The sequence below is a fragment of the Streptomyces sp. NPDC091209 genome (genome assembly GCF_044757755.1).
Classification (GTDB): domain Bacteria; phylum Actinomycetota; class Actinomycetes; order Streptomycetales; family Streptomycetaceae; genus Streptomyces.
This window is the reverse complement of the sequence record NZ_JBIVVR010000004.1, coordinates 331,918-358,890: the sequence shown is the minus strand read 5'-3', so window position 1 is coordinate 358,890 and position 26,973 is coordinate 331,918. Positions and strand designations below refer to the sequence as shown.

At 72.5% G+C, this 26,973-nt stretch carries 18 protein-coding genes; 11 read left to right on the top strand and 7 right to left on the bottom strand.

The genetic code is table 11. The annotated features are described in order from the left end of the window. Positions 1-81 precede the first annotated feature (81 nt). Positions 82-2,175, top strand: a complete 2,094-nt coding sequence (locus ACIQRL_RS14440; protein WP_401331377.1) for a protein phosphatase 2C domain-containing protein — start codon at positions 82-84, stop codon at positions 2,173-2,175. Between the two features lie 100 nt (positions 2,176-2,275). Next, positions 2,276-4,018 carry a pyruvate dehydrogenase gene (locus tag ACIQRL_RS14435; protein ID WP_401331375.1) on the top strand — a complete coding sequence of 581 codons (1,743 nt, stop codon included), beginning with the start codon at positions 2,276-2,278 and terminating at the stop codon, positions 4,016-4,018. Between the two features lie 31 nt (positions 4,019-4,049). On the opposite strand, the gene ACIQRL_RS14430 is transcribed toward ACIQRL_RS14435, so the two are convergent. Further along, complete coding sequence (locus ACIQRL_RS14430; protein WP_401331373.1) at positions 4,050-5,654, bottom strand: helix-turn-helix domain-containing protein; 1,605 nt, start codon at positions 5,652-5,654, stop codon at positions 4,050-4,052. 286 nt (positions 5,655-5,940) lie between these two features. Here ACIQRL_RS14430 and ACIQRL_RS14425 point away from each other — a divergent pair, with 286 nt between their 5' ends. Next, positions 5,941-6,435, top strand: a complete 495-nt coding sequence (locus ACIQRL_RS14425; RefSeq protein ID WP_401331371.1) for a hypothetical protein — start codon at positions 5,941-5,943, stop codon at positions 6,433-6,435. A 73-nt stretch (positions 6,436-6,508) separates the two neighbouring features. On the opposite strand, the gene ACIQRL_RS14420 is transcribed toward ACIQRL_RS14425, so the two are convergent. After that, positions 6,509-9,520 carry an alpha-mannosidase gene (locus ACIQRL_RS14420; RefSeq protein ID WP_401331369.1) on the bottom strand — a complete coding sequence of 1,004 codons (3,012 nt, stop codon included), beginning with the start codon at positions 9,518-9,520 and terminating at the stop codon, positions 6,509-6,511. 215 nt (positions 9,521-9,735) lie between these two features. Here ACIQRL_RS14420 and ACIQRL_RS14415 point away from each other — a divergent pair, with 215 nt between their 5' ends. Further along, positions 9,736-10,188 (top strand): ATP-binding protein, encoded by a 453-nt coding sequence (locus ACIQRL_RS14415; protein WP_401331367.1) that lies wholly within the window; start codon positions 9,736-9,738, stop codon positions 10,186-10,188. 89 nt (positions 10,189-10,277) lie between these two features. On the opposite strand, the gene ACIQRL_RS14410 is transcribed toward ACIQRL_RS14415, so the two are convergent. Both ACIQRL_RS14410 and ACIQRL_RS14405 read right to left on the bottom strand, forming a co-directional pair. Next, entirely contained in the window at positions 10,278-11,318 is a 1,041-nt protein-coding gene (locus ACIQRL_RS14410) for a DUF2637 domain-containing protein (protein ID WP_401331365.1), read from the bottom strand. A 312-nt stretch (positions 11,319-11,630) separates the two neighbouring features. Next, positions 11,631-12,533: a (2Fe-2S)-binding protein gene (locus ACIQRL_RS14405; protein ID WP_401331363.1), complete on the bottom strand. Its 903-nt coding sequence runs from the start codon at positions 12,531-12,533 to the stop codon at positions 11,631-11,633. A 567-nt stretch (positions 12,534-13,100) separates the two neighbouring features. Here ACIQRL_RS14405 and ACIQRL_RS14400 point away from each other — a divergent pair. Then, the gene (locus ACIQRL_RS14400; RefSeq protein WP_401331747.1) at positions 13,101-13,826 is read left to right on the top strand and encodes a GntR family transcriptional regulator; all 726 of its coding nucleotides are present in this window, start codon (positions 13,101-13,103) and stop codon (positions 13,824-13,826) included. Between the two features lie 762 nt (positions 13,827-14,588). Here the strand turns inward: ACIQRL_RS14400 and ACIQRL_RS14395 are convergent. Further along, positions 14,589-15,362, bottom strand: coding sequence for a hypothetical protein (locus ACIQRL_RS14395; protein ID WP_401331361.1), 774 nt, complete (start codon positions 15,360-15,362; stop codon positions 14,589-14,591). Between the two features lie 135 nt (positions 15,363-15,497). Further along, positions 15,498-17,171 (bottom strand): PucR family transcriptional regulator, encoded by a 1,674-nt coding sequence (locus tag ACIQRL_RS14390; protein WP_401331359.1) that lies wholly within the window; start codon positions 17,169-17,171, stop codon positions 15,498-15,500. A gap of 432 nt (positions 17,172-17,603) precedes the next feature. On the opposite strand from ACIQRL_RS14390, the gene ACIQRL_RS14385 reads away from it, so the two are divergent. From ACIQRL_RS14385 to ACIQRL_RS14360, 6 genes are all read left to right on the top strand, one after another. Then, entirely contained in the window at positions 17,604-18,494 is an 891-nt protein-coding gene (locus ACIQRL_RS14385) for an FAD binding domain-containing protein (protein WP_401331357.1), read from the top strand. After that, positions 18,494-19,096 carry a (2Fe-2S)-binding protein gene (locus ACIQRL_RS14380; protein ID WP_401331355.1) on the top strand — a complete coding sequence of 201 codons (603 nt, stop codon included), beginning with the start codon at positions 18,494-18,496 and terminating at the stop codon, positions 19,094-19,096. The genes ACIQRL_RS14385 and ACIQRL_RS14380 overlap by 1 nt, the downstream gene beginning before the upstream one ends. 2 nt (positions 19,097-19,098) lie before the next feature. Beyond that, positions 19,099-21,486, top strand: a complete 2,388-nt coding sequence (locus ACIQRL_RS14375; protein ID WP_401331353.1) for a xanthine dehydrogenase family protein molybdopterin-binding subunit — start codon at positions 19,099-19,101, stop codon at positions 21,484-21,486. Between the two features lie 283 nt (positions 21,487-21,769). Next, positions 21,770-23,227 carry an NCS2 family permease gene (locus tag ACIQRL_RS14370; RefSeq protein WP_401331351.1) on the top strand — a complete coding sequence of 486 codons (1,458 nt, stop codon included), beginning with the start codon at positions 21,770-21,772 and terminating at the stop codon, positions 23,225-23,227. An 87-nt stretch (positions 23,228-23,314) separates the two neighbouring features. Next, positions 23,315-24,469, top strand: a complete 1,155-nt coding sequence (locus tag ACIQRL_RS14365; protein ID WP_401331349.1) for an XdhC family protein — start codon at positions 23,315-23,317, stop codon at positions 24,467-24,469. 340 nt (positions 24,470-24,809) lie between these two features. Continuing rightward, positions 24,810-25,985 (top strand): glycoside hydrolase family 6 protein, encoded by a 1,176-nt coding sequence (locus tag ACIQRL_RS14360; RefSeq protein WP_401331347.1) that lies wholly within the window; start codon positions 24,810-24,812, stop codon positions 25,983-25,985. 352 nt (positions 25,986-26,337) lie between these two features. Here ACIQRL_RS14360 and ACIQRL_RS14355 read toward each other — a convergent pair whose 3' ends face one another. Beyond that, positions 26,338-26,793 (bottom strand): SRPBCC family protein, encoded by a 456-nt coding sequence (locus ACIQRL_RS14355; protein ID WP_401331345.1) that lies wholly within the window; start codon positions 26,791-26,793, stop codon positions 26,338-26,340. Positions 26,794-26,973: the final 180 nt, after the last annotated feature.

Genomic DNA, 26,973 nt, shown 5'->3' with positions numbered 1-26,973 from the left:
CGCCGTTCGAAGGTCCGCACCTTGGCCGGTTTTTCCGGATGCCCCGTTTTCAACCGGCTGTCTCGGTGGACAATCGGGAGCATGAGCCAGCAGGGGGAGAAGCCCACCGGTCACGAGGACGACTGGTGGAGGCAGTTGTACGACGACTCCACCGAGGACACGGGGCCCGCGGCCGTGGCCGATTCCCTCGACGACCGGTTCGCGTCGGCGTCGGGGACGGTCGGGGACGGACTCGATCCGGGTCCGGAATCCGGACCGGACGCGCGGCGCACGTCGGACGCGCGGCGCACGTCGGACGTACGGCCTGGATCGGAATCGCGGTCCGCGACGGATGCGAGCTCCGCCTCGGATCCGAGGTCCGCGACGGACGGGGCGTCCGCCCCGGGGCGCGATTCCCTCCGGACCGACGCACGCGAGTTCGACGCGCGCGGGTTCGACGGTCCACCGCCCCCGCGGCGGCCCCCCGCCCTGCCGGGGCCGGAGTCCTCGTCCCCCGGGACGGGGAAGCAGCCGCCCGCCCCGCCGAGGCACCCTCCGGCCGTCTCGGGGCAGCGCGGTGGCCCCCCGGCCCCGGCGTCCCGGCCTGGTGCGGCCCCGAGCGGTGAGACGCCGTCGCGGCCGGGTTTGCCCCCGAGCGGCGAGACGTCGTCCCGGCCCGATGCGATCGCGAGCGACGACAACGTGTCCCGGCCCGGCCGCTGGGAGCGGGGCCCGGTGGCGGGGCCCGGCGCGGACACGGGACCGCCCGGCCGCGGCGGACCCGCATACGAGCCCCCCGCCTACGAGCCCCCCGCCTGGGAGCCCACCCCCTGGGAGCCCACACCGTGGGAACCCCCGGCCTGGGAGCTCCCGCCCCCCGCCCCGGCCTCCGCCCCGGAACCGCCCTCCCCCACGTCCTTCCCGCCCGGCCCCAAACCACCGGGGTTCACCGCACAGGAGCCCGGCCCGGACGCGACCCGGGACACCCGGGGGGACACGTCCGCGCAGCCTGCCGTCGCCCAGGTGCCCGTGTCGAGGGCGCCGTCCGACGTCCCGCCGAAACCCGTGTCGGCTCCCGCCGTCCCCCCGGACGCGCCGTCCTCCGGCCGCCCGGTGGCGGCCCTGCCCAGCACCACCGGGGGCTTCCGGACGCCGTCGCCCGAGTCGGCCCGCGAGGACATGCCCGCGGGCGAACCGCGGGAGACCGTCCTCTCCGTCGTCCCGCAGCCGCCCTCCGTCGGCCATGTCGGCTCCGGACCGCCCACCTACGATCCCGAACCGACCGCGCTGCCGCCCGCCGACGCGGACGAACTCGGTGACCTGGTCGCCGACACCGTGCTGGACGGCGCGCGGTACGGAACGAGCACGCTGCGCGCCGTGTCCGCGCGCGGCGACTCCGCGCGGTACCGGGGCGAGCCGCGCCGGGACGCGCTGCTCACCGCCCGGTTCGGAGCGGGCGAGCAGGCGCTCGTGCTGGTGGCGATGGCGACCGGCGCCCGCGCCACCCCGGGAGCGCACCGGGCCGCGGCGGAGGCGTGCCAGTGGATCGGGCAGGCCGTCGGACGCAGCCACGAGCGGCTGGCCGACGACATCAGGGCCGCCCGGCGCGGCGACCTGAAGTCCGGGCTGCAACGGCTCACCGACCGCAGCCTCGGCAGACTGCGGGCGAGCGCGGCGGAACAGGGCGTCGAACCCGAGGAGTACACCGCCGGCCTGCGCTGCCTGCTGCTGCCGGCCGATCCGGAGTGCCGTACCCGGGTCTTCTTCGGCGTCGGCCCGGGCGGCCTGTTCCGGCTGCGGGACGGCGCGTGGCAGGACATCGAACCGCGGGTCGCCGACACCACCGGGGAGGCCGTCGTCGGCTACGGATCGCTGCCCCACGAGACGCCCGAGGGCGACCGGCTCACCATGGACCTGGGCATCACGACGCCCCCGAGCCCGTACGAACCCGCCCCCCGGCCGGCGCACGCGCCCTTCCGGTTCCGGGCCTCGGTCGCCCGCCCGGGTGACACGCTCCTGCTGTGCACGGGCGGCCTGGCGGAGCCGCTGCGCGGTGAGCCCGAACTGGCCGAGTACCTGACGGAACGGTGGTCGGCGGGGGAGCCGCCCGGCCTCGCGGCCTTCCTCGCGGACAGCCAGGTGCGGGTCAAGGGGTACGCCGACGACCGTACGGCCGCCGCCGTGTGGGAGGCGTAACCGGGCGCCGTGTGAATTCATGGAACCGAGGGAGTGGCCGGGGAACCAGGGGACCCGGGCCGCCCGAGGCTTTCGAGGATCACGAAGAGGTGCGTGCAGCATGGCCAAGCAGAACGTCGCCGAGCAGTTCGTCGACATCCTCGTCCGCGCGGGCGTCGAGCGGCTGTACGGGGTCGTGGGCGACAGCCTCAACCCGGTCGTGGACGCCATCCGGCGCAACGCGGCCATCGACTGGATCCAGGTCCGCCACGAGGAGACCGCCGCCTTCGCCGCGGGCGCCGAGGCCCAGATCACCGGCAGACTCGCCGCCTGCGCCGGCTCCTGCGGTCCGGGCAACCTCCACCTCATCAACGGCCTGTACGACGCGCACCGCTCGATGGCGCCGGTGCTGGCCCTCGCCTCGCAGATCCCCTCCGGCGAGATCGGCCTCGGCTATTTCCAGGAGACCCATCCCGACCAGCTCTTCCGCGAGTGCTCTCATTACAGCGAGCTCATCTCCAGCCCCCGACAGATGCCGCGGCTGCTCCAGACCGCCATCCAGCACGCCGTGGGCCGGTCCGGCGTCAGCGTCGTCTCGCTGCCCGGCGACATCGCTTCCGAGCCCGCTCCGGACAAGACGATCGAGACGGCTCTCGTCACCTCGCGGCCCACGGTCCGGCCCGGCGACGCCGAGATCGACAAGCTCGTCGAGATGATCGACGAGGCGGAGAAGGTCACCCTGTTCTGCGGGAGCGGCACGGCGGGCGCGCACGCCGAGGTCATGCAGTTCGCCGAGAAGGTCAAGTCACCGGTCGGGCACGCGCTGCGCGGCAAGGAATGGATTCAGTACGACAATCCATTCGATGTTGGAATGAGCGGGCTCCTCGGCTATGGCGCGGCCTACGAGGCGACCCACGAGTGCGATCTCCTGATTCTGCTGGGCACCGACTTCCCGTACAACGCCTTCCTCCCCGACGACGTCCTGATCGTCCAAGTCGACGTGCGGCCGGAGCACTTGGGGCGTCGGTCCAAGCTGGACCTGGCGGTGTGGGGCGATGTGCGGGAGACGCTGCGCTGTCTGATCCCGCGGGTGCGGCCGAAGGGCAATAGGCGCTTTCTCGACAAAATGCTGAAGAAACACGCGGACGCGCTCGAAGGTGTCGTCAAGGCGTACACGCGCAAGGTCGACAAGCACGTCCCGATCCATCCCGAGTACGTCGCCTCCGTGCTCGACGAACTCGCCGACGGCGACGCGGTGTTCACGGTCGACACCGGCATGTGCAATGTCTGGGCGGCCCGCTACATCTCACCCAACGGCAGCCGCCGCGTGATCGGTTCGTTCTCGCACGGGTCGATGGCGAACGCGCTGCCGATGGCGATCGGCGCCCAGTTCACCGACCGCAGGCGGCAGGTCGTGTCGATGTCCGGCGACGGCGGATTCTCCATGCTGATGGGCGACTTCCTCACCCTGGTGCAGTACGACCTGCCGGTGAAGGTCGTTCTCTTCAACAACTCGGCTCTCGGAATGGTCGAGTTGGAGATGCTGGTCGCCGGGCTGCCCTCGTACGGCACCACCAACAAGAACCCGGACTTCGCGGCGGTGGCCCGCGCGTGCGGGGCGTACGGCGTCCGGGTGGAGAAGCCCAAGGAGCTGGCCGGAGCCCTCAAGGACGCCTTCCGCCACAAGGGCCCGGCCCTCGTGGACATCGTCACCGACCCGAACGCGCTCTCCATCCCGCCGAAGATCAGCGCGGACATGGTGACGGGCTTCGCGCTCTCGGCGTCGAAGATCGTGCTGGACGGCGGCGTCGGGCGGATGGTGCAGCTGGCCCGCTCCAACCTGCGCAACGTGCCTCGCCCGTAAGGGCGTCGGCCCCGTGCGCCGGTGGCCCCGCTCAGTCCGTGAGAGTCCAGCCGCCGCTCGCGTACCAATAGTGCGGCAGGCCCTTGGTGCCGCTGGTGCGGAACGGGACGCCGTGGTCGTCGATGCGCTCGGTGCCGGTGCGGCCCTGAGAGGACCATTCGAGCTCCAGATACCAGCGGCAGTCGCAGCCGACGGTCCGGGCGTCGACCATCAGCACCTCGGGATCCGTCGCGGACACCCGGTAGGGCATGCGCATCGCCGGAGTGCTCGTTGCGCCTTCCGAGCCCGGGACCGAGCGGGCGATCGGCCGGCCCTTGTCCAGATCCACGATGAACGAGCGGGGAGCCATGCCGCCGCCGCAGCCCTGGCCCGTGGAATAGACGTTGCCCTTCACCGGGGCGTCCCGTCCCACGACGCGGACCCGCAGCGCCTCCAGGACGACGGCCGCGTCCGTCCGCCCCTGCACGGAGATGTCCACGAGTGTCTGGCCGCCGTGGACCGCGTTCTGTGTCCGCGCCCAAGGGGAGGCGTCCTGCGGGGCCGGAGGCGGCGGCACCTGCTGGGGTGCCTTGTCGATGACGTAGTCGTGCTCGCAACCGGTAGCCCAGCGATGGGAGTTCGCGGTCCAGGTGAGGAGGGCGACGGCGGAGCCGGCCGTGGGGGAGGGGCTCGCGGACGGGCCCGGCGAGGCGTCTTGTTTGCCGGATGCCTTCGGGGACGGCGTGCCGGACGGCCGGCCGCGCGTGCTGGAGGGGAGTGCGGACGGTGTCGCGGAGTCGTTCCGCGCGCCCGCGGCCCTCGCGGTGTTCGTGCCGGACGCCTGGTCGTCGGCGGTGGCCGAGGAGTGCCCGCGCGGCAGGGCGGACAGGCCGCCCAGGGTGGCGAGCAGTGCGGTAACGACAGCAGCGGCGATGGCGACACGGCGCCGGTACCAGGGCTTTCGCGGTGTGGGACGTGACGGCGCGTCCTGCTCGGAGGGCGAGCCGGGGAGGCCCCCCGCCGGGACCGTTCGGGGACGGGGCGAGGCGGCGGGCACTGCCGCGTGCACGGAGCCGGCGGCCGGTTTCGGGACGGAGCCCGCGGCCGTCGCCGAGCGGGAACCGGCGGCCGTAGCCGAGGCCGAGCCGGTGACCGTTTCCGGCACAGAGTCGTCAGCCGTCGCGGAGCCGGAGCCGGAGCCGGAGCCGGAGTCAGATGCGGAGGGGGAGTTGGAGTCGCGGGCGGCCGCCGGTGCCGGTCCAGCGCCGTCGGCCGGTGCCGGGACGGGGCGGGCGGTCGGCACGGTCACCGGTTCGGCCGCTCCGTCGGTCGTGGGGCTCGCGCCCGCCGGCACGGCTTCGGCGGCTCCCGCCACGGACTCGGCACCCGTCGCCGTCCGGGACCGCTGTCGTGCCGCCACCGCCAGGATCCACCTCCGGTGCAGCTCGATCCGTTCGGCCGGGCCGGCCTCGCACAACGCGGCGAACCGCTCCACAGGTGCGAAGCCGAGCGGCACCGCCTCCCCCGCGCAGTACCGGTGCAGCGTCGAGGCGTTCATGTTCAGCCGACGCGCGAGTGCGGCGTAACTGCGGTCCGTGCGCGCCTTCAGACGCCGCAGCAGCGCCGCGAATTCCTCCACGTCGTCCTGGGATGACACCGGTTCTCCCCGCCTCGCCGTCCCAGGACGGCATCCCAGGCACTCCCAGTAAAGAGAGGTCAGAAGGCCTGGGACGGTTCCAGCGTTGCGGATGGGGCGCCGTCCGTTGTGCCCGGACCGCGGGGCCGCCGATGCTCTGGGTGTCGCCGGAGCGGCCTCCGCATCACCGAGGTCGCGGTCTTCGCACCACGGAGGCCGAGAGGCCCGCCCCCGCCACGGGGGTCCAGGGGGCCACCCGCACGGCGCGACGCCATTCCGCACTCACCGAAATCGGGGAAGCACACTGATGAACAGCATCACGACCGCCCGCAAGCACGGCCGCCGCACCGCGCTGATCGCCGGCCTCGTCGCCGCCGTGGCCCTCCCGCTCGGGCTCACCGCCACGGCACAGGCGACCACGGGAGGCACGGCCACGGGGGCAGCAGCGCAGCGGACGGTCAGCGGCACGGCGTCCGACAACGTGACCCTCGTCGCCGACTTCTACGGCGCCTACATCGACGCCCACAGCGACCCGGACCACGGCGGCAAGCTGTCCACCGAACTCCGCAAGTTCTACGTCCAGTCCGGCTACCTCCGTACGCTCGCGACATGGGAGGACCGCAACCACGCGGACGGCGTCCTGCGCGCCCAGAACGTCCCGGGGAAGTGGACCGTCAAGGACACCGGCGCCGCCGGCCACACGAAGGTCGGCGTCACCCTCACCTGGGGCGGCGGGCAGACCACCAGGCTCGTCGTCTCCCTGGACCGGAACCACAGGATCATCCGCATCGCCGGCAACTGACCCGGCCGCCCTCCGGGGCAGGAGATGAGGGGGCAGGGCGCGCGCCGCGGGCCCTGCCCCCTCACCCGTCGTCCTACCGGGCCGGCCGCAGCCGCAGGGTGAGGATCTGGAACGGCCGCAGCTCGATCTCCGGCGGGGCTTCGCGCAGCGGCCGTTCCAGCAGGTCGGTCACCTCGGCCAGGGACACCGGGAAACCGGCGGTCACCTTCGCCCGGGCCCGCCCGCCCCGGGACTCGTACAGCCGCACCACCACATCGCCGCCGCGGTCCTCAGCGAGTTTGACCGACTCGACGGTGACGGCCGGGTCGTCGACGCTCACCAGTGGTTCGAGCGCCGGCACCGCGGCCTGCCGCAGCGGCAGATTGAGCGCCAGCCCCTCCGCCACGGCGTCCCCCACACCCGCCCCCGGCAGCAGCGCGTACGTGAACCGGTGCGTGCCGAGATCGGTCTCCGGGTCCGGGCTGTGCGGGGCGCGCAGCAGGGTCAGCCGTACGGTGGTGCCGAGGCCGCCGTCATGCGGCGTACGGGTCACATCGTGGCCGTACGTCGAGTCGTTGATCAGCGCGACGCCGTACGACTCCTCCGCGACCCGCAGCCAGCGGTGCGCGCAGATCTCGAAACGGGCCGCGTCCCAGCCGGTGTTGGCGTGGGTGGGCCGGTGGACGTGCCCGAACTGGATCTCGGCGGCGGACCGTTCGGCCTGGACGTCGAGCGGGAAGGCGGCCTTGAGGACCTTCTCCGACTCCTGCCAGTCGATGTCCGTCAAGATGTCCAGCCGGCGGCTCGCTGCCGTCAGCCGGATCTCCTGGGTGATCCGGGAGGAGCCGAAGGCCCGGGTGACGCGCACGCTCGCCCGCAGCGGCCCGCTCTCCACCAGTTCGACCGACTCGGCAGCCGTCAGGTCCGTGTGGGTGCGCCGGTAGTGCCGGTCGATGTCCCACGCGTCCCAGGCGTTGGGATGGTCGGGGTGGAGCTGGAGCAGATTGCCGGGACCGCACAGCACCTCGCGGCCGTGCGCGAGATCGCGTACGGAGGTCAGCAGCCCGTCACCGTCGATCCGCACCCGCAGCCGGTCGTTCTCCAACACGATGGTCCCGTCGGCCTGTTCGGCCCGCACGGTGAGGCCGGGCCCGGCCGGTACGGCGGCGCCCAGCCCGGGTACCGTCACCAGCCCGTCCCCGACCACTTCGGTCCGTTCGTACGGCGAGGCGTTCAGGACCCCGGGCGAGGCGCCGGACCCCAGAGCCCGTACCGCGTCCGCGGTAATCTCCTCCAGTTCCGCGAGCACCCGCGCGTACGTCGCGCGTGCCTCCCGGTGCACCCAGGCGATCGAGGAGCCGGGCAGGATGTCGTGGAACTGGTGCAGCAGCACCGTCTTCCAGAGCCGGTCCAGGGCGTCGTACGGGTAGGCGTACGACGGCTCGCGCACGGCGGCGGTGGTGCACCACAACTCGGCTTCGCGCAGCGCGTGTTCGGAGCGACGGTTGCCCTGTTTGGTCTTGGCCTGCGTGGTGTACGTGGCCCGGTGCAGCTCCAGGTACAGCTCGCCCGACCAGACCGGTGCGTGGGCACCGTACTCCTCCTCGGCGGCGGCGAAGAACGCCTCCGGCTTCTCGATCCTGACCTGCGGCGAGCCCTCCAGGGACCGCAACCGCCGGGCCTTCTCCAGCATTTCGCGGGTCGGACCGCCCCCGCCGTCGCCCCAGCCGAACGGGACCAGGGAGCGGGTGGCCCGGCCCTTCTCCGCGAAGTTGCGTTCCGCGTGGGCCAGTTCATGGCCGTGGAACTGGGAGTTGTAGGTGTCCACGGGCGGGAAGTGGGTGAAGACCCGGGTGCCGTCGATGCCCTCCCACCAGAAGGTGTGGTGCGGCATCTTGTTGGTCTGGTTCCAGCTCAGCTTCTGGGTGAGGAACCAGCGGACGCCGGCGAGCTTCGCCAGTTGCGGGAAGGCGGCCGTGTAGCCGAAGGAGTCCGGCAGCCAGATCTCCTCGGTCTCGACGCCCAGTTCCTCCCGGAAGAACCGCTTGCCGTGGACGATCTGCCGGGCCAGCGCCTCACCGCCCGGCATGTTGGCGTCGGACTCCACCCACATCGAACCCACCGGAGCCCAATTGCCTTCCTCCACCGCCTTCTTGATGCGCTCCCAGATGTGCGGCTGGTGCTCCTTGACCCAGGCGTACTGCTGGGCCTGCGAGCAGGCGAAGACCAGCTCGGGGTAGTCGAGGGCCAGCGCCGTGACGTTGGCGAAGGTCCGGGAGGCCTTGCGGACCGTCTCGCGCAGCGGCCACAGCCACGCCGAGTCGATGTGCGCGTGCCCGGCGGCCGAGACGCGGTGCGCGCTGGCCGACGCGGGCCGTGACAGTGCCTCGGTCAGCTCGGACCGGGCCGCCGCCGCAGTGCCGGAGACGTCGTGCAGGTCGAGGGCGTCGAGCATGTTCTCCAGGGCGCGCAGGATCTCGTGCCGGCGCGGCCGCTGCGGATCCAGTTCGTACATCAGCTCCGAGAGGACCTCGACATCGAGGACCAGGTGCCACACGTCCTCGTCGAGTACGGCGAGATCGGCAGCCGCGAATCGGTAGATCGGCCCATCGCCGGCGGTCAGTACGTCTCCCAGGCGGGTGGGCTCGAAGCCGTGCAGGACGGCGGGGTTGGCCGCCGCCTCCAGCAGCAGACTCACCCCCTCGCCTCCCGTCGCCGGTGCCCCGACCGTCAGATGGCGGTTGCGCGGGTGGATGCCCTTGAGGGGGACGCCGGCCGCGTCGTACAGCAGCCCCTCCGCCTGGAAGCCAGGGCCGTCCCCGGTGAACCCCGGGTCGATCACCACCTCCACCGGGCGGCCCGCCCACTCCTCGGGCACCCGGCCCTCGATACGGAACCAACTCGTCGACCAGGGCTTTCCCCAGACCGTGCCGGTCGTGAAGGGCTCGTAGGAGGCCTGGAGCGCCTGGTCGACAGGCACCGGCTCGCCCGGCACATGCCATACGGAGAGCGTGAGTGGCGCCCGGTCCGCGTACTGCGCGGGGCGCAGGCACTGCCGCAGCGCGCGTTCCAGGCGTGCCTCCACCAGCGAACGGTCGTCGTGCACGGCGGCTCCTCGGTGCTCGGACGGCTCTGTCGAAACCTTCACTTCCCCGTGCGGGCGGCGCGCACCCGTGACCGTACGGCAGCCGGCCGACGATCGACATGAGTGTCACGTTCCCGATCAGGGCATGGATTCCCGTGAACGTGTTCGAGCAGAGGGGAACCGACATCGGCACGCAGGCGGGGGTCATGAAGCGGCAGGCACCAGGAGGTGGTCCCATGACCAGGGGGGCCTACTCCACCGATCCAGTGGAGGAAGCGTCCGACGGGGCGATCGACCGACCGGACGGCGCGCAGCTCCGGCGCCGGCTGGGCAAGGCGGATCTGCGAGCGGTGCCCGAGGCGCGCAAGGCGCTGAGGGAACTGTTACGGCACTGGGGGAAACCGGGAAGGTCCGAGACAGCCGAGCTCTTGACCAGCGAGCTCGTCACCAACGCACTGATCCACACCGACGACGACGCCGTCCTGACGGCGACGATCGGACCGCGCGGACTGCGCGTGGAGGTCCGGGACTTCGTGGCACGCAGGCCCAGAATGTGCGTACCGAACGCCGACGACGGTACGCACGGCAGAGGTCTCGTCCTCGTGCAGTCCCTGGCGGACGCGTGGGGCGTGCGGGCCCACGGAGTGGGCAAGGCGGTGTGGTTCGAACTGAACGGCGGCACGGTGTAGGAACACCGCGCCGCCATTGTCGTGTCCGGGCCCGGCCGGAGATTCCGGCCGGGCCGTCCGGGCTGTCGCCCGGGTCGCTCGTGTGCGCGTCAGCCGAACTGCTGTTCAAGATCCTTGAGCTTGCGCTCCAGCGAGTCGAGCCTCGGCAGCGCCATCGTTTCGTCCTCCGTGGTGAGGTCGACGGTGATCGGCTCAGTGCTCTTGCGGACGGGCGTGAGGGAGGGCCGCGATCGTACGGGCAGCTGCTCCGCGGTGGATATGGCAGGCTCCGTGGAGGCCGGTGCGGGCGCCCGCTCCACGGTCGCGGTCTCCAGTTCCCTGGCGCCACCCCGTCCGGCGAAGCCGCGGTGACCACGGCTGAGCGCCTTGAGGTGCGCTCGCTCGACCCGCTCCTCGTTCCGGCGGCGCAGCCGGTTCTGCTCCTTCTGGCGCCGGTCCTCGCGCACCTCGTCCACGGCCTCGTCCAGGGAGCGGACGTTCTCCAGGAGCATCAGCGACCACGCGCTGTACGTCTCACGGGGCGCGCGCAGCCAGCGGACTATACGGATCTGCGGCAGCGGCCGCGGCACCAGACCCTGCTCGCGCAGCGCGGCACGACGGGTCTGCTTCAGAGCCCGGTCGAACAGCACCGCGGCCGACAGGGACATGCCCGCGAAGAACTGCGGAGCACCGGCGTGGGCGACGCCCCGGGGCGCGTGCACCCAGTTGAACCAGGCCGCGGCACCGGCGAAGGTCCACACGAGTATGCGGGAGCCGAGCGCCGCGTCACCGTGGCTGGCCTCACGCACCGCGAGGACGGAACAGAACATCGCCGCGCCGTCCAGGCCGAACGGGACGAGGTACTCCCAGCCGTCCGAGAGGCCCAGGTTCTGCTGGCCGAAGCCGACCAGGCCATGGAAGGAGAGGGCCGCCGCGACCGCGGCACAGCAGAACAGCAGAACATAGGACGCCGAGCCGTAGACGGCCTCCTTACGCCTGCGGCGCTCCTCGGTGCGCTCCCACGAGTCGTCGCTGCTCGTGCTGTCCCCGGACCGCTTGCCGCGCGCGAGCACCGCCACCGCCGCCAGCAGGCCCAGGAGCAGAACGGCGCCTGGAAGCAGCCAGTTCAGCGATATGTCGGTCAGTCTCATCTGGGGTCCCTTGCATTGGGATAGGGCGTAACGCCCGCCATAGTGGCCCAATCACGTCGGCCCTCAGGGGGTTTCGGGGCAAGAGGCCGCCAAGGAAGTGCAAGGAGCTGCGCAGGGCGACATTCTGCTCGAACTGCCGCGCGAGGGACGGGAGTTGAGTACGAATAAGACTACCCGTAAGGATGGTTCCACGGAGAGTTCCCGTGACAAGTGAGGAATTTGTGAAGCACCTGTGATCTGTGAGCGGTCCGAGGGGGCCGCGATCGGTGAGGGGCGCCGGGCGCATCGGGGCAGGTGCTCGCGCCGGGAGTCTCAACTCGCCGCGGCGGCCGTCAGCTTGGTGATCCGGTCCGCGTCGCAGGTGCGCGGGCAGGTGGCGCAGGTGTCCGCCGGACGCAGTGTGTAGAAGAGGCAGCAGCTCACCCGGTCGCGCGTGGGCAGCGGCTCCCCTCGCGGGCCGGTCAGTTCACGGAAGCCCGCCGAACCGACGTACGGCCGCGTCGAGCCGGGCAGCAGCAGTTCCAGCTCGCGCGCCGCGCGCCGCTCCTCGCCGAACAGGTGGGCGACGTACCAGAGGCCCTCGACGATCTCGTCGGTCGCCATGCCCCACAGTGCCCGGCCGCGCCGCCGCGTCCGCGGCCCGAATCCGCCGAGGACCGGCTCCAGGTGCTCGGCCGCCGCGGCCCGCACCTCCGCGCGCAGCGCCTCCTCGTCCGGTACGACCCTCGCGCCCGGCAGGGCGGCGGCCGGGTCGTCGGGGAGGCAGGCGAACGTGGTGACGCGGACGGCCATCCGGCCGAGCTCGCGCTGGAATGTGACGTTCTCCACGGGCAGGCGGGGCACCCGGCGCAGCAGGAACCACGGCACGGTGATGAGCAGGCAGGCCGGCCACGCGTACCGGTGCAGTCCGAAACTCGCCACGACATCGGGCCGTGCGCGTCGGCCGTGGTCCCGGACCACCTGGGCCTCGTCCCAGGCGAGAAACGCGTCGAGGTCGGGCCCGCCCTCCGCGAGCCGGGCCGCGGCGGCCCATCCGGTGCCCCGCGGGGCCGCTTCCGTCGCTCCCAGTTCGGTGACGCGCAGGCCGGGGAAGGCCTCACCCAGTCGCGTGTACGCCTCCGCCACGGGCGACGCGGTGGCGGCCGGCGGGCCGGGGTGGGCCGGGTCGGTGGGCGCGGTCGTGGCGGAGGCGGCGGACAGGGTGGGAGCGGACATGCGGAACCATCGCTTCACGATCGTTAGCAGGTAAGCCTTACCTTATCTCGCCTTAGGGTGTTTGAACTGAGGCCATGTGCGCCTATCGTGCTTGACGGACGAGTAACAACCGACGCCATGACCCCGAGTACCACCGACCCGGAGGAGGACCCCGTGGAGCAGGCCGGTCCGCGCAGCGCGCACGGCTCCGCCGGGTCGTGGGACCCGGACATCCACCCCGGCGCCTTCCGGGTTCCGCCCCAGCCGGGGCCCGCCGGCGTGGGCCGGGCGAGGAAAGCCCCGACGCCTGTCGCGGGCGAGGGTCCCGGCGCCGGACCGGGTGCCGGGCCGGTCGACGGTCCCGCCGTGGCCTCGGCCTCGGCCCGCGGTGAGCACACCCACAGCGAGACACCGATCCCGCACCCGCGCCCGGACGACACCCGCCCCGCCGTACGTCCGGACGACACCCGCCCCGCCGTACGCCCCGTACACGAGGACGAGGCTCGCCCCGGAGCACGCCCCGAGAGCGCCCGGCCCGCGCGCGCCGATGAAACCCGTCCCGCCGTACGTGAGCCGAGCGCCCGCCCCGTGCGGGCGGACGAGACCCGCCCCGGAGCGCGCCCCGAGAGCGTCCGCCCCGTACACGCCGACGACACGTACCCCGCCGTACGAGCCGAAGCCGTACGGCCCGTCGTACAGCGTGCCTCCGTGCGGGGGCAGATCCTCGACGCGCTGCGCACCGCGCTCGTCGCGGGTGAACTCGCCCCCGGTGAGGTGTACTCGGCGCCCGCGCTCGGCGAACGCTTCGGGGTGTCCGCGACGCCCGTCCGGGAGGCGATGCAGCAACTCGCCCTCGAAGGCGCCGTCGAGGTCGTCCCCAACCGGGGCTTCCGCGTCATCGAGCGCGGCACCCGGGAACTGGCCGAACTCGCCGAGATCCGGGGCCTGATCGAGGTCCCGGTGATGCTCCGGCTCGCCCGCACCGTGCCCGCCGCCCGCTGGGCCGAGCTGCGCCCGCTCGCCGAGGCCACCGTGCGGGCCGCGTCCTCGGGCTGCCGCGCGACCTACGCGGAGTCCGACCGGTCCTTCCACCGCGCGGTCCTCGCCCTCGCGGGCAACGCGCAGTTGGTGCGCATCGCCGACGATCTGCACCGCCGCGCCCAGTGGCCCCTCGTCGGCGGTCCCGTCTCGCGGGGCCGAGCCGACCTGGTCGCCGACGCGGCCGAACACACCGCGCTGCTGGAGGCGTTGATCGCCGAGGATCTGACGGTCGTCCAGGCCCTGGTGCTGGAGCACTTCGCCGGCGCCTCCTGAATCGCCCGGCCCGTCCCGCCCGCCCCCTCAGGGGGTCGTGCCGCACGGCCGTACGCATCCACGCCCGCCGACCGCACCCATCCGTGCCCGCGCGGGCCCAAGGCATCCGCGGCGCGGGCCGACGCTTTCGTGCCGGGTGGGGCCGACGCATCTGTCGGGCGGGCCGACGCCTTCGTGCCGGGCGGGACCCACGCCTTCGTGCCGGGCGGGACCCACGCATCCGCGCCGGGCGGGGCCGACGCTTTCGCGCCGGGCGGGCCGACGCTTTCGTGCCGGGCGGGCCGACGCTTTCGTGCCGGGTGGGGCCGACGCATCTGCCGGGCGGGCCGACGCCTTCACGCCGGGCGGGCCGACGCCTTCGTGTTGGGCGGGAGCCGACGCATCCGCGCCGGGCGGGCCCACGCCTTCAAGCCGGGCGGCCCCACGCCTTCGTTCCGGGCGGGGCCGACGCATCTGCCGGGCGGGCCCACGCCCTCGCGCCGGGCGGGCCGACGCCTTCGTGTTGGGCGGGGCCCAACGCATCCGCGCCGCGCGGGCCCAACGCATCCGTGCCGGACAGCGGGACCCCGTGCCGGACAGCGGGACCCCGTGCCGGACGGCGGGACCCCGTGCCGGACGGCGGGCCCCCGCGGCGGACGGCGGGACCCCGTGCCGGACAGCGGGACCCCGCGGCGGACAGCGGGACCCCGCGGCGGACAGCGGGACCCCGCGGCGGACGGCGGGCCCCCGCGGCGGGTGGGGTGTCCGCCCGCCCGTGTGGGATCAGGCCGTCGCCGCCGGCGGAGTCAACTGGCCCGCCAGCCAGATGGGCACGCCGCCGAGCAGGCGGAACAGCCGTCCCGCCTCGGCCCGCAGCCGCGACGCCTCCGGTTCGACCTCCGCGTCGGCCAGCGACGCCAGCGCCGGGGCCGTACCGACGAGGTATCCCAACTCCTCCCGGATCCGCAGGGATTCGGCGAAGCCGTGCCGGGCCTCCGCCAACTCCCCTTCGCGCAGCGCGAGTCCGGCGAGATGCCGCCAGGTGAAGGACATCAGCAGCGCGTCGTTCTGGGCGGTCGCTCCCGCGTGCGCCCGCCGGTACGCGGCGCGGGCCGCCTGTGGCGCGTGCGCGAGGTTCTCGGCGAGCAGCCCGCGCCGGAAATCGAGCAGGGCCCTGCCGGGCGCGCCCGGCGCGAGCAGCGCCGCGGACCTGCCGAGCGCCGCCCGCGCCTCGTCGGCCCGGTCGCGCACGGTCAGCAGCGTGGCGGCGTAGGCGAGTTGTCCCCGCTCACAGGCCGCCGCGCCCCGCTCGTCGTCGGTCTGCGCCAGCGCCTCGGCCGTGCGCAGGGCGTCCTCCGCCTCGGCCCAGCCCTGCTCGGTGTAGAGACAGCGCTCGACCAGGAGCGACGCTCTCTGCAGGGCGGCCCCCGCCGTGCGTGGCTGGATCAGCGCCGCCGCGTCGGCCCAGCAGGCGCGCGAGCGCAGCCGCCATACCGCGGTCTGGAGTGGATCGTCCCCTGCAGTCGTTCCGGTACCAGACATGGCGGTATGCGCCACGTTGCCCTCCCCGAGCACACCATTGAGCTGTTGAGTGGTGGCATCTCAGCACGGATCACCGGGCCCGGCCAAGAGGGTGGGTGAAGGATTTCACAAAGTCATGGGCCGCGCACGGCTCACTCGGGGCTCCTGAGGTCAGCTCATTCGCAGCGCCAGGAAGAAGTCCAACTTGTCCTCCAGGCGCGACAGATCACGACTCGTCAACTGCTCGATACGCCCGACGCGGTAGCGCAGCGTGTTGACGTGGAGGTGCAGACGGGCGGCGCAACGCGTCCAGGAGCCGTCGCAGTCCAGGAACGCCTCCAGGGTCGGAATCAGCTCCGCCCGGTGTCGGCCGTCGTACTCCCGCAGCGGGTCCAGCAGGCGGGCGGTGAAGGCGCGGCGCACGTCGTCCGGGACGAACGGGAGCAGCAGCACGTGCGAGGCCAGTTCCTGGTGTCCGGCCGCGCAGACCCGCCCGGGGCGCGCCGCGGCGACCCGGCGGGCGTGCCGGGCCTCCTCCAGGGCGCCACGCAGCCCCTCGGCCGAGTGGACGGCGGCGCTGACGCCGAGCGTGAGCCGCCCGTCGTCGTTCAGACCGGCCGAGAGCGGATCCCGTACGGCCGCCAGCAGGGTGTCGGCGTGCAGGCCGGGCTCGGAGCCGTCCTCGTCGGACGGGACCGTCGGCAGGGGGACGAGCGCGACCGCCTCGTCGCCCGTGTGGGCCACGGCTATCCGGTCGGAGTGCTCAGGGCCCGGTGACAGCGGGTCCACGAGGATCTCCTCCAGCAGCGCCTGGGCGACCGGGCCGCCCTCGATCTCGCCGCCGTCCCACTCGACGCGCGCCACCACGACCTGCCAGTGCGGGGCCGCGCCGAGGCCCGGCAGCAGCACCGGCGCCGCGACCCGCAGCCGTGCCGCGATCTCGGCGGGCGCCGCCCCCGTCTGGACCAGTTCGAGGACCTCCTGCGCGAGCCGTCGGCGCACCGTGCGCGCCGCGTCCCGCCGGTCCCGCTCCACCGCGATGAGCTGGGTGACGCCCTGGAGCAGGTCGAGCCGCTCCTCGGGCCACTCCCCGGCGTCCGCCTCGACCGCGAGCAGCCAGTCGGAGAGCACCGTCTCGCGCACGTCCCGGGAGGCGCCCGCGGCACGCCCCGAGGAGCGGATCGGGAACAGCGAGTACATCGCCGGGCCCACCGTCACCCGGTGCGGTCCCCGGCGCCCGGTGCGGACCGCCGCCAGATGCTCGGCGGCCAGCTCGGCGCAGGTGTCCGCGGGCAGCGCGCCGCCGGCGACCTTCGAGCCCGCGATCGCCCGTCCGGCCGGCGAGAGGACCCAGGCGCGCAGGTCGAGGTCGGTGCCGAGCAGATCGAGGACCACGTCGGGGCCGCCGCCCGCGGGGCCCGAGGTCATCATCCGCCGGTGCCGGTCGACCACGGCGGCCAGATCCCCGGCGCGCTCGCCCGACACCTGGCGCACGACGTGCTCGGTGATCGTGGCGAAGGCGACCGACTCGTTCACGGCGAACAGCGGCAGCCGGTGCCGGGCGCAGGCCACGACCAGGTCGTCGGGGATGTCGCCGAGCTCCGCCTCACCCGCGGCCAGGGCCGCGACCCCGGTACTCGCGAGGATGCGGACGAACGGCTCGGAGTCCTCGGCGTCGTGCCGCCATGCGAGGCCGGTGAGGACCAGCTCGCCGCCCGAGAGGTAGCGGCTGGGGTCCTTGAGGTCGGTGGTCATCACACCGCGTACGGTGCGGTCGAGCTCGTCCTCGCCGCCGAGCAGCCGCAGGCCCAGCGCGTCGGTGTCCAGCAGTGCGCGCAGCCGCATTCTCGTCGCCGCCGTTCTTTGTCTCGAAATCTACGATGGATCGTGGGGTGAGGCCCGCAGGCGGTACCCGTGCCCCGCAGAGCCGGTTCGTGGGTTCCGCGGAGCCGGTCCCTGGGTTCCGGGAATCAGTGGTCCCGGCCCCCCGGGCCTGTGCCCTGGGCTTTCGAGAGCCGTGCTCTCTGTTTCCAGGGGGCTGTGCTCTTTGTTTCCGGAGGAAAGCGAGGAGGTTGCTGATGACCTCGGTTCATACGAATCTACAAGATGCCCGGGTTGGCCAGCCAACTCCTTCATGGTTTCGGTGACTGACCCCACTGTGGGACCCCGCTGTGTACTGACCCCACTCCGCGTAAACACCTCATGAATGAGCCGGGCCGCCCGCACACGATCTGGCTTGATCAGAACGACCCACGATACGAATGAAGAGAGCCACGCATGGACTTCCTTCGCCCCGCCAGTTGGGAGGAGGCGCTCGCCGCGAAGGCCGAGCACCCCACCGCTGTGCCGATTGCGGGTGGCACCGATGTGATGGTCGAGATCAACTTCGATCACCGCAGGCCCGAGTACCTCCTGGACCTGAACCGCATCGGAGAGCTGAGCGACTGGGAGGTCGGCGAGGAGAGCGTGCGCCTGGGCGCCTCCGTCCCGTACACCCGGATCATGGAGAACCTGCGCGGTGAGCTCCCCGGGCTGGCCCTCGCCTCCCACACGGTGGCCTCCCCGCAGATCCGCAACCGCGGCGGCGTCGGCGGCAACCTCGGCACCGCCTCCCCGGCCGGCGACGCCCACCCCGCGCTCCTCGCGGCGGGCGCCGAGGTCGAGGCCGAGTCGGTGCGCGGATCGCGGCTGATCCCGATCGACGCGTTCTACACCGGCGTGAAGCGCAACGCGCTGGCGCCCGACGAGCTGATCCGCGCCGTCCACATCAAGAAGGCCGACGGACCGCAGCAGTACTCGAAGGTCGGCACCCGCAACGCGATGGTGATCGCCGTGTGCGCCTTCGGTCTGGCCCTGCACCCCGAGACCCGTACCGTCCGCACCGGCATCGGCTCGGCCGCGCCGACCCCGGTCCGCGCGAAGACCGCCGAGGAGTTCCTGAACGCGGCGCTCGACGAGGGCGGCTTCTGGGACAACGGAAAGATCATCACCCCGTCGGTGGCCAAGCAGTTCGCCACCTTGTGCTCCGCCGCCTGCAACCCGATCGACGACGTCCGCGGCACGGCGAGCTACCGCCGCCACGCGGTCGGCGTCATGGCCCGCCGCACACTGACCTGGACGTGGGAGTCGTACCGCGGCACCGCCGCCCGCACGGAGGGAGTCGCGTAATGCGTGTCAATTTCACGGTCAACGGCCGTCGGCAGGAAGCCGACGACGTCTGGGAGGGCGAGAGCCTCCTGTACGTCCTGCGCGAGCGGCTCGGCCTGCCCGGTTCCAAGAACGCCTGCGAACAGGGCGAGTGCGGTTCCTGCACGGTACGGCTGGACGGTGTTCCCGTGTGTTCGTGTCTGGTCGCCGCGGGCCAGGTCGAGGGCCGCGAGGTCGTCACCGTCGAGGGGCTCGCCGACTTCGCCGAGCAGCGCGCCGCGCACGGAGGTTGCGCCACCGGCGCGTCCGACACCCCGGAGGGGAGCGGGATCTCGCTCGACGCGGCCAAGGGCTGGGTGGCCAAGGGGCAGGACTCGCACACCGGCGAGGGCACGCGACTCGCGCCCATCCAGCAGGCGTTCATCGACGCCGGAGCCGTCCAGTGCGGCTTCTGCACGCCGGGTCTGCTGATCGCGGCGGACGAGATGCTGGAGCACTCCCCGAACCCGACCGACGCGGACATCCGCGAGGCGCTCTCGGGCAACCTGTGCCGCTGCACCGGCTACGAGAAGATCATGGACGCGGTCCGCCTCGCGGCCGCCCGGCAGTCCGAGGCGGTCTGACCATGGGAACGACCGGTACACCCACGAACATCACGCAGGGCTCCCGGACCAAGGGCGGCATCGGCGAGTCCACGCTCCGCCCGGACGGCACCCTCAAGGTCACCGGCGAGTTCGCGTACTCCTCCGACATGTGGCACGAGGACATGCTGTGGGGCCAGATCCTGCGCTCCACGGTCGCGCACGCCGAGATCGTCTCCATCGACACCTCCGAGGCCCTCGCACAGCCCGGCGTGTACGCCGTCATGACGTACGACGACCTGCCCACCGCCGTGCGCAACTACGGCCTGGAGATCCAGGACACCCCGGTCCTCGCGCACGGCAAGGTACGCCACCACGGCGAGCCGGTGGCCATCGTCGCCGCCGACCACCCGGAGACCGCGCGCCGCGCCGCCGCCAAGATCAAGGTGGAGTACCGGGAGCTGCCGGTCATCACGGACGAGGCGTCCGCGACCGCGCCCGACGCGATCCTCGTCCACGAGGGCCGCGACGACCACCACATCGGCCACGTCCCGCACCCGAACATCGTGCACCGCCAGCCGATCGTCCGCGGCGACGCCGAACAGGCCGCGAAGAGGGCCGACTTCGTCGTCAAGGGCGAGTACACCTTCGGCATGCAGGACCAGGCGTTCCTCGGCCCCGAGTCCGGCCTCGCCGTGCCCTCGGAGGACGGCGGAGTCGAGCTCTACATCGCCACCCAGTGGCTGCACTCCGACCTGCGCCAGATCGCCCCGGTGCTCGGTCTGCCCGAGGACAAGGTCCGGATGACCCTCTCGGGCGTCGGCGGCGCGTTCGGCGGCCGCGAGGACCTGTCGATGCAGATCCACGCCTGCCTGCTGGCCCTGCGCACCGGCAAGCCCGTCAAGATCGTCTACAACCGCTTCGAGTCCTTCTTCGGACACGTCCACCGCCACCCCGCCAAGCTGTACTACGAGCACGGGGCCACCAAGGACGGCAAGTTGACCCACGTGAAGGCGCGGATCGTCCTTGACGGCGGCGCCTACGCGTCGGCCTCCCCGGCGGTCGTCGGCAACGCCTCCTCGCTCGGCGTCGGCCCGTACGTCGTCGAGGACGTCGACATCGAGGCCATCGCGCTCTACACCAACAACCCGCCCTGCGGCGCCATGCGCGGCTTCGGCGCGGTCCAGGCGTGCTTCGCGTACGAGGCCCAGATGGACAGGCTCGCCGATCAAGTGGGCATGGACCGGGTCGCGTTCCGTCAGCTCAACGCGATGGAACAGGGCTCGCTCCTGCCGACCGGGCAGCGCGTCGACTCGCCGGCCCCGGTCGCCGAACTCCTGCGCCGCGTCAAGGCGATGCCCCTTCCGCCCGAGCAGCAGTGGCTCACCGCGGGCGAGGACGCCGACGTACGGCAGCTGCCCGGCGGCCTGTCCAACACCACGCACGGCGAAGGCGTCGTCCGGGGGATCGGGTACGCCGTCGGCATCAAGAACGTCGGCTTCTCCGAGGGCTTCGACGACTACTCGACCGCCCGGGTCCGCATGGAGGTCGTCGGCGGAGTGCCGGTCGCCACCGTGCACACCGCGATGGCGGAGGTCGGCCAGGGCGGCGTCACCGTCCACGCTCAGATCGCCCGCACCGAACTGGGCGTCGCCCAGGTGACGATCCAGCCGGCCGACACCCAGGTGGGCAGCGCCGGTTCGACGTCCGCCTCGCGTCAGACGTACGTCACCGGCGGTGCCGTCAAGAACTCCTGCGAGCTGGTCCGCGAGAAGGTCCTGGAACTCGGCCGCCGCAAGTTCGGCACGTACCACCCCGCGTGGGCCACCGCCGAACTCCTCCTGGAGGGCGGCAAGGTCGTCACCGACGGCGGTGAGGTCCTCGCCGATCTCACCGACGTGCTCGAAGGAGAGGCCGTCGAGATCGAGGCCGAGTGGCGGCACCGCCCGACCGAGGCCTTCGACCTGCGCACCGGCCAGGGCGACGGCCATGTCCAGTACTCCTTCGCCGCGCACCGCGCCGTCGTCGAGGTGGACACCGAACTCGGCATGGTCAAGGTCATCGAACTGGCCTGCGCCCAGGACGTCGGCAAGGCCCTCAACCCGCTGTCCGTCATCGGCCAGATCCAGGGTGGCACCACCCAGGGCCTGGGCATCGCGGTCATGGAGGAGATCATCGTCGACCCGAAGACCGCGAAGGTGCGCAACCCCTCCTTCACGGACTACCTGATCCCCACCATCCTCGACACACCGACCATCCCCGTCGATGTGCTCGAACTCGCCGACGACCACGCCCCGTACGGGCTCCGTGGCATCGGCGAGGCCCCGACCCTGTCGTCCACCCCGGCCGTCCTCGCGGCGATCCGGAACGCGACGGGCCTGGAGCTCGACCGGACACCGGTACGCCCCGAACATCTCACGGGGACCGCGTAGGCACCGGGCAGTTCACTCCGGGCGGCGCCGGGAACGTCACACTTCGCCGCGCCGCCCGGAGCACCCGGTGATCGCACCGCTCGCGGAACCGGGACCCAGCAGTGAGCAGCAAGCAACAGGCACGTACCGCACCAGAGTTCCTCTCGTGCCTCACGTTCGTCTCGGGCCGTCCCCCGGGTCGTGCGGCCGAAGCACCATCCCAAATCCCGCAACCGCGCACGCGGTTGACCAGCCGTCAGGACGGCTGTCCGGGTGCCCCTTTGAACCTTGGGAGCAGGCCCACATGACCCAGCAGTCACTGGAGCCGAAGACCACCGCGCAGGACGCGGGCGCGGGCAGCCGCGTTCCGGCGGGACGGTCTTGGCTCGACCGGTACTTCCACATATCCCAGCGGGGAAGCTCGATCGCGCGTGAGGTGCGCGGCGGCGTCACCACCTTCATGGCGATGGCGTACATCCTGCTGCTCAACCCCCTCATCCTGTCCGGCAAGGACGTGGCGGGGGACATGCTCGGCCAGAAGGCCCTGATCACCGCGACCGCCTTCGCGGCGGCCTTCACCACGCTTCTCATGGGGTTCGTGGGCAAGGTGCCGCTCGCCCTCGCCGCCGGACTCTCGGTGTCCGGTGTGCTCTCCTCGCAGGTCGTCCCGCAGACGACCTGGCCGCAGGCCATGGGCATGTGCGTGATGTACGGCGCGGTCATCATGCTCCTGGTCGTCACCGGGCTGCGCGAGATGATCATGAACGCGATCCCGCTGGCGCTCAAGCACGCCATCACCATGGGCATCGGCCTGTTCATCGCGCTGATCGGCCTGGTCAAGGCCGGCTTCGTGCAGCAGGGCAAGGCGACTCCCCTCACCCTCGGCCCCACCGGCGAACTCGCCGGCTGGCCGGTGCTGCTCTTCGCCGCCACCCTGCTGCTGATCTTCATGCTCCAGGCGCGCGGCATCCCCGGCGCGATCCTCATCGGTATCGTCTCCGGCACGGTCGTCTCCGTGGTCCTCGACGCCGCCGGGGTCATCGACCCCAAGCAATGGGCGGGCGGCGCCCCCGAACTGCACGACGGCGCCGTCTCGATGCCCGACTTCTCACTCTTCGGCAAGGTCGAGTTCGGCGGCTGGGGCCAGGTCGGCGCGATGACGGTCGGCATGATCGTCTTCACGCTCGTGCTCGCCGGGTTCTTCGACGCGATGGCCACCATCATCGGCGTCGGCACCGAGGCCGGACTCGCCGACGCCCGGGGCCGGATGCCGGGCCTGTCGAAGGCGCTGTTCATCGACGGCGCGGGCGGAGCGGTCGGCGGGGTGGCCGGCGCCTCCGGTCAGACGGTCTTCGTCGAGTCCGCGACCGGCGTCGGCGAAGGTGCCCGTACCGGCCTCTCCGCCGTCGTCACCGGCCTCTTCTTCGCGGCCTGCCTGTTCTTCACCCCGCTCACGGCGATCGTCCCGGGCGAGATCGCCGCGGCGGCCCTGGTGGTCATCGGCGCCATGATGATGATGAACGCCCGCCATGTCGACTGGGCCGACCGCGCCACCGCCGTCCCGGTCTTCCTGACCGTCGTGATCATGCCGTTCACCTATTCGATCACCGCGGGTGTGGCGGCCGGTGTGATCAGTTACGTCGCCATCAGGATCGCCCAGGGCAAGGCCCGGGAGATCGGGGCCTTCATGTGGGGGCTGACGGCGGTCTTCTTCGTCTACTTCGCGCTTCACCCGATCGAGAGCTGGCTGGGCGTCCACTGACGCCCGAGTCCCTTCCACGCAACCGCACGCAGCCGCAGGCGATCACAGCAAGCGGACAGGCAGACAAGCAGGCAAGGAGACCGAGAGATGCTGGACATCGCCGAAGAGCTCCACCGGTGGGTCGAGCAGGGCCGGGACTTCGCCGTCGCCACCGTGGTGGCGGTCGGCGGCAGCGCGCCCCGCCAGCCCGGTGCCGCACTCGCCGTCGACCGCGACGGCACGGCCATCGGCTCGGTCTCCGGCGGTTGCGTGGAAGGAGCCGTCTACGAGCTGTGCCGGCAGGCGCTGGAGGACGGCGAGACCGTCCTCGAACGGTTCGGCTACAGCGACGACGACGCCTTCGCGGTCGGCCTGACCTGCGGTGGCGTCATCGACATCCTGGTCACCCCGATCCGCTCGCGGGACACCGTCCGCTGGGCGGTCTTCGCGGCGGCGCTGGCCGCCGCGGCGGGTGGGGAGGCGGCGGCGCTCGCCCGTGTCGTGAGCGGACCCGCCGAACTGATGGGCCGCGCCCTCGTCGTGCGGTCCGACGGCTCGTACGAGGGCGGCTTCGGCGCCCACCCCGAGCTCGACCGAACGGTGGTCGGCGAGGCGGCGGCCCAGCTGGACGCCGGCCGCACCGGCACCCTGGAGATCGGAGAGCAGGGCTCTCGTTGCGGAGCACCGCTCACGGTTCTGGTGGAGTCGTCGGTCCCGCCCCCGCGCATGATCGTCTTCGGTGCCATCGACTTCGCCTCCGCACTGGTCCGCATGGGCAAGTTCCTCGGCTACCGCGTCACGGTGTGCGACGCCCGCCCGGTCTTCGCGACGGAGGCCCGCTTCCCCGACGCGGACGAGATCGTCGTGGAGTGGCCCCACCGCTATCTGGAGGGCACGGAGGTCGACTCCCGCACGGTCCTGTGCGTCCTCACCCACGACGCCAAGTTCGACGTCCCGCTGCTCCGGCTCGCCCTGCGGCTCCCGGTGGCGTACGTCGGCGCCATGGGTTCGCGCCGCACCCATCTGGACCGCAACGAGCGGCTGCGCGAAGTCGGCGTCACCGAGCTGGAGCTGTCCCGCCTCAGATCACCGATCGGCCTGGACCTCGGAGCGCGCACGCCCGAGGAGACGGCACTGTCCATCGCCTCGGAGATCGTGGCCAACCGACGCGGAGGGACCGGGGTCTCCCTCACCGGGGCGCACACGCCGATCCACCACGACGTGTCCTCGGTTCCGGCGCGACGGATCGGGTCGGTGGCCTGAGGGACGGTCACGGGAGGGCGGGCCACTTCGGGCCTCCCTCCCGGGCCTGATCACCGAGCTTCTTCACCGAGCTTCTTCTCCGAGCTCCTTCACCGAGTCCGTTCATCCAACCCGTTCATCCAACCCGTTCACAGGGCCTGTTCGCAGGGCCTGTGAACCGAACCCGTTAGCCGGGCCTGTCCGCAGAGCCCGCTAGCCGGGACTGTCGTCCGGGCCCGCCCGCTGTTTCCGGGCCCGTCTTCTGTGCCTTGTCTTGACGCAGGCATGCCTCTCGGCGACCCTCCTGTGGGAGCGCTCCCGCAAGTCCCTCGTGACCGTTGCGACCCCGGAGTGAACCTGTATGAGACGACGTACTCCCATCTGGCTCGCCGTGCTGTCCGTCGGCCTGGCCGCCCTCTTCGTCGTGCCCCCGGCGCAGGCCGCGGAGCCCGCGGACCACGGACGGTCGCTGTACGTCCCGGATCCCGACCCGGCGGCGTACCGGCAGGCCCTCGGCCTCGCCCGGGCCGGCCGCTTCCGCGACGCGGCCGGCATCCTGGCGATGGTCGACACCCCGCAGGCCGTGTGGTTCGGCGATCAGACCCCGGCCGAGGTGGAACGGCTGGTCCGCGCGGTGGTGCGCGACGCGGGCCGCGACGACGCGATCCCCGTACTGGCGCTCTACGACATCCCCGGCCGGGACTGTTCCAACTACTCGGCGGGCGGCGCCGCCGGCACCGCCGAGTACAAGGCGTGGATCGACGCCGTGGCGCGCGGGATCGGGCGCGGCGACGCGATCGTCACCCTCGAACCCGACGCCCTCGCCCTGCTGCCCTCCGACTGCGGCCAGGACGACGCGCAGGGCACGAAGACCGCCGCGCGCTACACCGAGGTCAACTACGCGGTCGACGCCCTGGAACCACTGCCCGGGACGCGGGTCTACCTCGATACCGGACACCCCGGCTGGCACACCGTCAACTCCATCGTGCCGCGGCTGATCGAGGGCGGGGTGGCGCGGGCCTCCGGCTTCTACACCAATGCCTCGAACTACAACACCGAGGACGCCAACGCCTGGTACGGCAAGCTGATCTCATCCTGTCTGGCCTATGCCGACGGGGGTGGTGACGTCGCCGAGTGTCCCAACCAGTGGTGGCCGCGCGCCGACGCGCAGGCCTGGCTCGACGCGCATGTGCGGACACCGCCGTCCCGGATGAAGCACTTCGTGACGGACTCCAGCCGTAACGGCCAGGGCCCGTGGACCCCGCCCGCGGGCAAGTACACGGACGCGCAGGACTGGTGCAACCCGCCGGACCGGGGTCTCGGCGCCCGTCCCACCCTGCGCACCGGCGACCCGCTCCAGGACGCCCGGCTGTGGATCAAGACGCCCGGCCAGTCGGACGGGCTCTGTCTGCGCGGCACGGCGGGGCCCGAGGACCCGGAGCGCGGCACGGTCGACCCGAAAGCGGGGGACTGGTTCCCGGAACAGGCCCTGGAACTCTCCCGGTTGGCCGATCCGCCCCTTCTGCCGGGAGATTGACGGGCACGGGCACGGCACGGCACGGACCCGGACCCGGACATGGACATGGACACGGGCACGGATACCGGTGCGGGCACGGATACCGGTACGGACACGCACCCGGACCCGGGCACGGATACCGGCGCGGGCACGGATACCGGTGCGGGTGCGGGTGCGGGTGCGGGTGCGGGTGCGGGTACGGACACGGACACCGGCACGCACGTCGGTGAGGGTGCGGGCACAGGCGCGGACACGGGCACCGGTAAGGACACGGGCACCGCGGCACGGACATCGGCCCGGGTGCGGGCACAGGCCCGGATGTGGGCAGGGACCGTGGGTGCGGGCGGCGCCCATCGGCCGCGCGCCCGCGCCCTCACCCCCGCCCCAGTAATCCGTCCATCGCCCGCCCGAACATCCACCGCGCCGACCGCCCCAGCGGCCGGTCGGCGAATCCGGGCAGCCCGCGGACGCTCAGCTCCTCCCGCCAGACCACCCGCGAACCGCCCTCGCCGGCGCCCTCGTTGTCCGCCGGGTGCACTTCGAACTCGGCCCAGCCCGTGACGAACGTGCCGCGCTTGACCAGCCGGCACGTTCCCGGGCCCCCGTCGCGCGGGGGCCGCCACGCGACGACCTCCATCGGGTCGTCGAAGGCGAGCGGCCCGAGCCCCGACCGCGCCACGAAGAGCGTGCCCTCCCGCGTCGGCCCCTGGGTGCGCACACTGACCCGGGTCAGTGGGACGACGTCGGCGTGCCGGGGCCAGTCGGTCAGGCGCCGCCAGCTCTCGGCGACGGAGTGCGAGGACACGCGTTCCAGGACGAAGAGGACCACGGCATGATCGTAGGCGCTCGAAGGCCGCCGAACGGAAGGCGCACTCTCCCGCCCTCGATGGGGAGGCCGAACGGAAGGCGCACTCTCCCGCCCTCGACGGGGAGGCCGAGCGGTTGCGTGGCCTCCTCCCACCCCGCAGGGGCGCGGGAGCCGCCCCCGCCGCCGCACGAGCCGGTCCTC

Bases quoted from the DNA above. Each gene is read 5' to 3' on its own strand.
- ACIQRL_RS14440 (WP_401331377.1), top strand. From the start codon at position 82: ATGAGCCAGCAGGGGGAGAAGCCCACCGGTCACGAGGACGACTGGTGG.
- ACIQRL_RS14435 (WP_401331375.1), top strand. From the start codon at position 2,276: ATGGCCAAGCAGAACGTCGCCGAGCAGTTCGTCGACATCCTCGTCCGC.
- ACIQRL_RS14425 (WP_401331371.1), top strand. From the start codon at position 5,941: ATGAACAGCATCACGACCGCCCGCAAGCACGGCCGCCGCACCGCGCTG.
- ACIQRL_RS14415 (WP_401331367.1), top strand. From the start codon at position 9,736: ATGACCAGGGGGGCCTACTCCACCGATCCAGTGGAGGAAGCGTCCGAC.
- ACIQRL_RS14410 (WP_401331365.1), bottom strand. From the start codon at position 11,318: ATGAGACTGACCGACATATCGCTGAACTGGCTGCTTCCAGGCGCCGTT.
- ACIQRL_RS14405 (WP_401331363.1), bottom strand. From the start codon at position 12,533: ATGTCCGCTCCCACCCTGTCCGCCGCCTCCGCCACGACCGCGCCCACC.
- ACIQRL_RS14390 (WP_401331359.1), bottom strand. From the start codon at position 17,171: ATGCGGCTGCGCGCACTGCTGGACACCGACGCGCTGGGCCTGCGGCTG.
- ACIQRL_RS14385 (WP_401331357.1), top strand. From the start codon at position 17,604: ATGGACTTCCTTCGCCCCGCCAGTTGGGAGGAGGCGCTCGCCGCGAAG.
- ACIQRL_RS14380 (WP_401331355.1), top strand. From the start codon at position 18,494: ATGCGTGTCAATTTCACGGTCAACGGCCGTCGGCAGGAAGCCGACGAC.
- ACIQRL_RS14375 (WP_401331353.1), top strand. From the start codon at position 19,099: ATGGGAACGACCGGTACACCCACGAACATCACGCAGGGCTCCCGGACC.
- ACIQRL_RS14370 (WP_401331351.1), top strand. From the start codon at position 21,770: ATGACCCAGCAGTCACTGGAGCCGAAGACCACCGCGCAGGACGCGGGC.
- ACIQRL_RS14365 (WP_401331349.1), top strand. From the start codon at position 23,315: ATGCTGGACATCGCCGAAGAGCTCCACCGGTGGGTCGAGCAGGGCCGG.
- ACIQRL_RS14360 (WP_401331347.1), top strand. From the start codon at position 24,810: ATGAGACGACGTACTCCCATCTGGCTCGCCGTGCTGTCCGTCGGCCTG.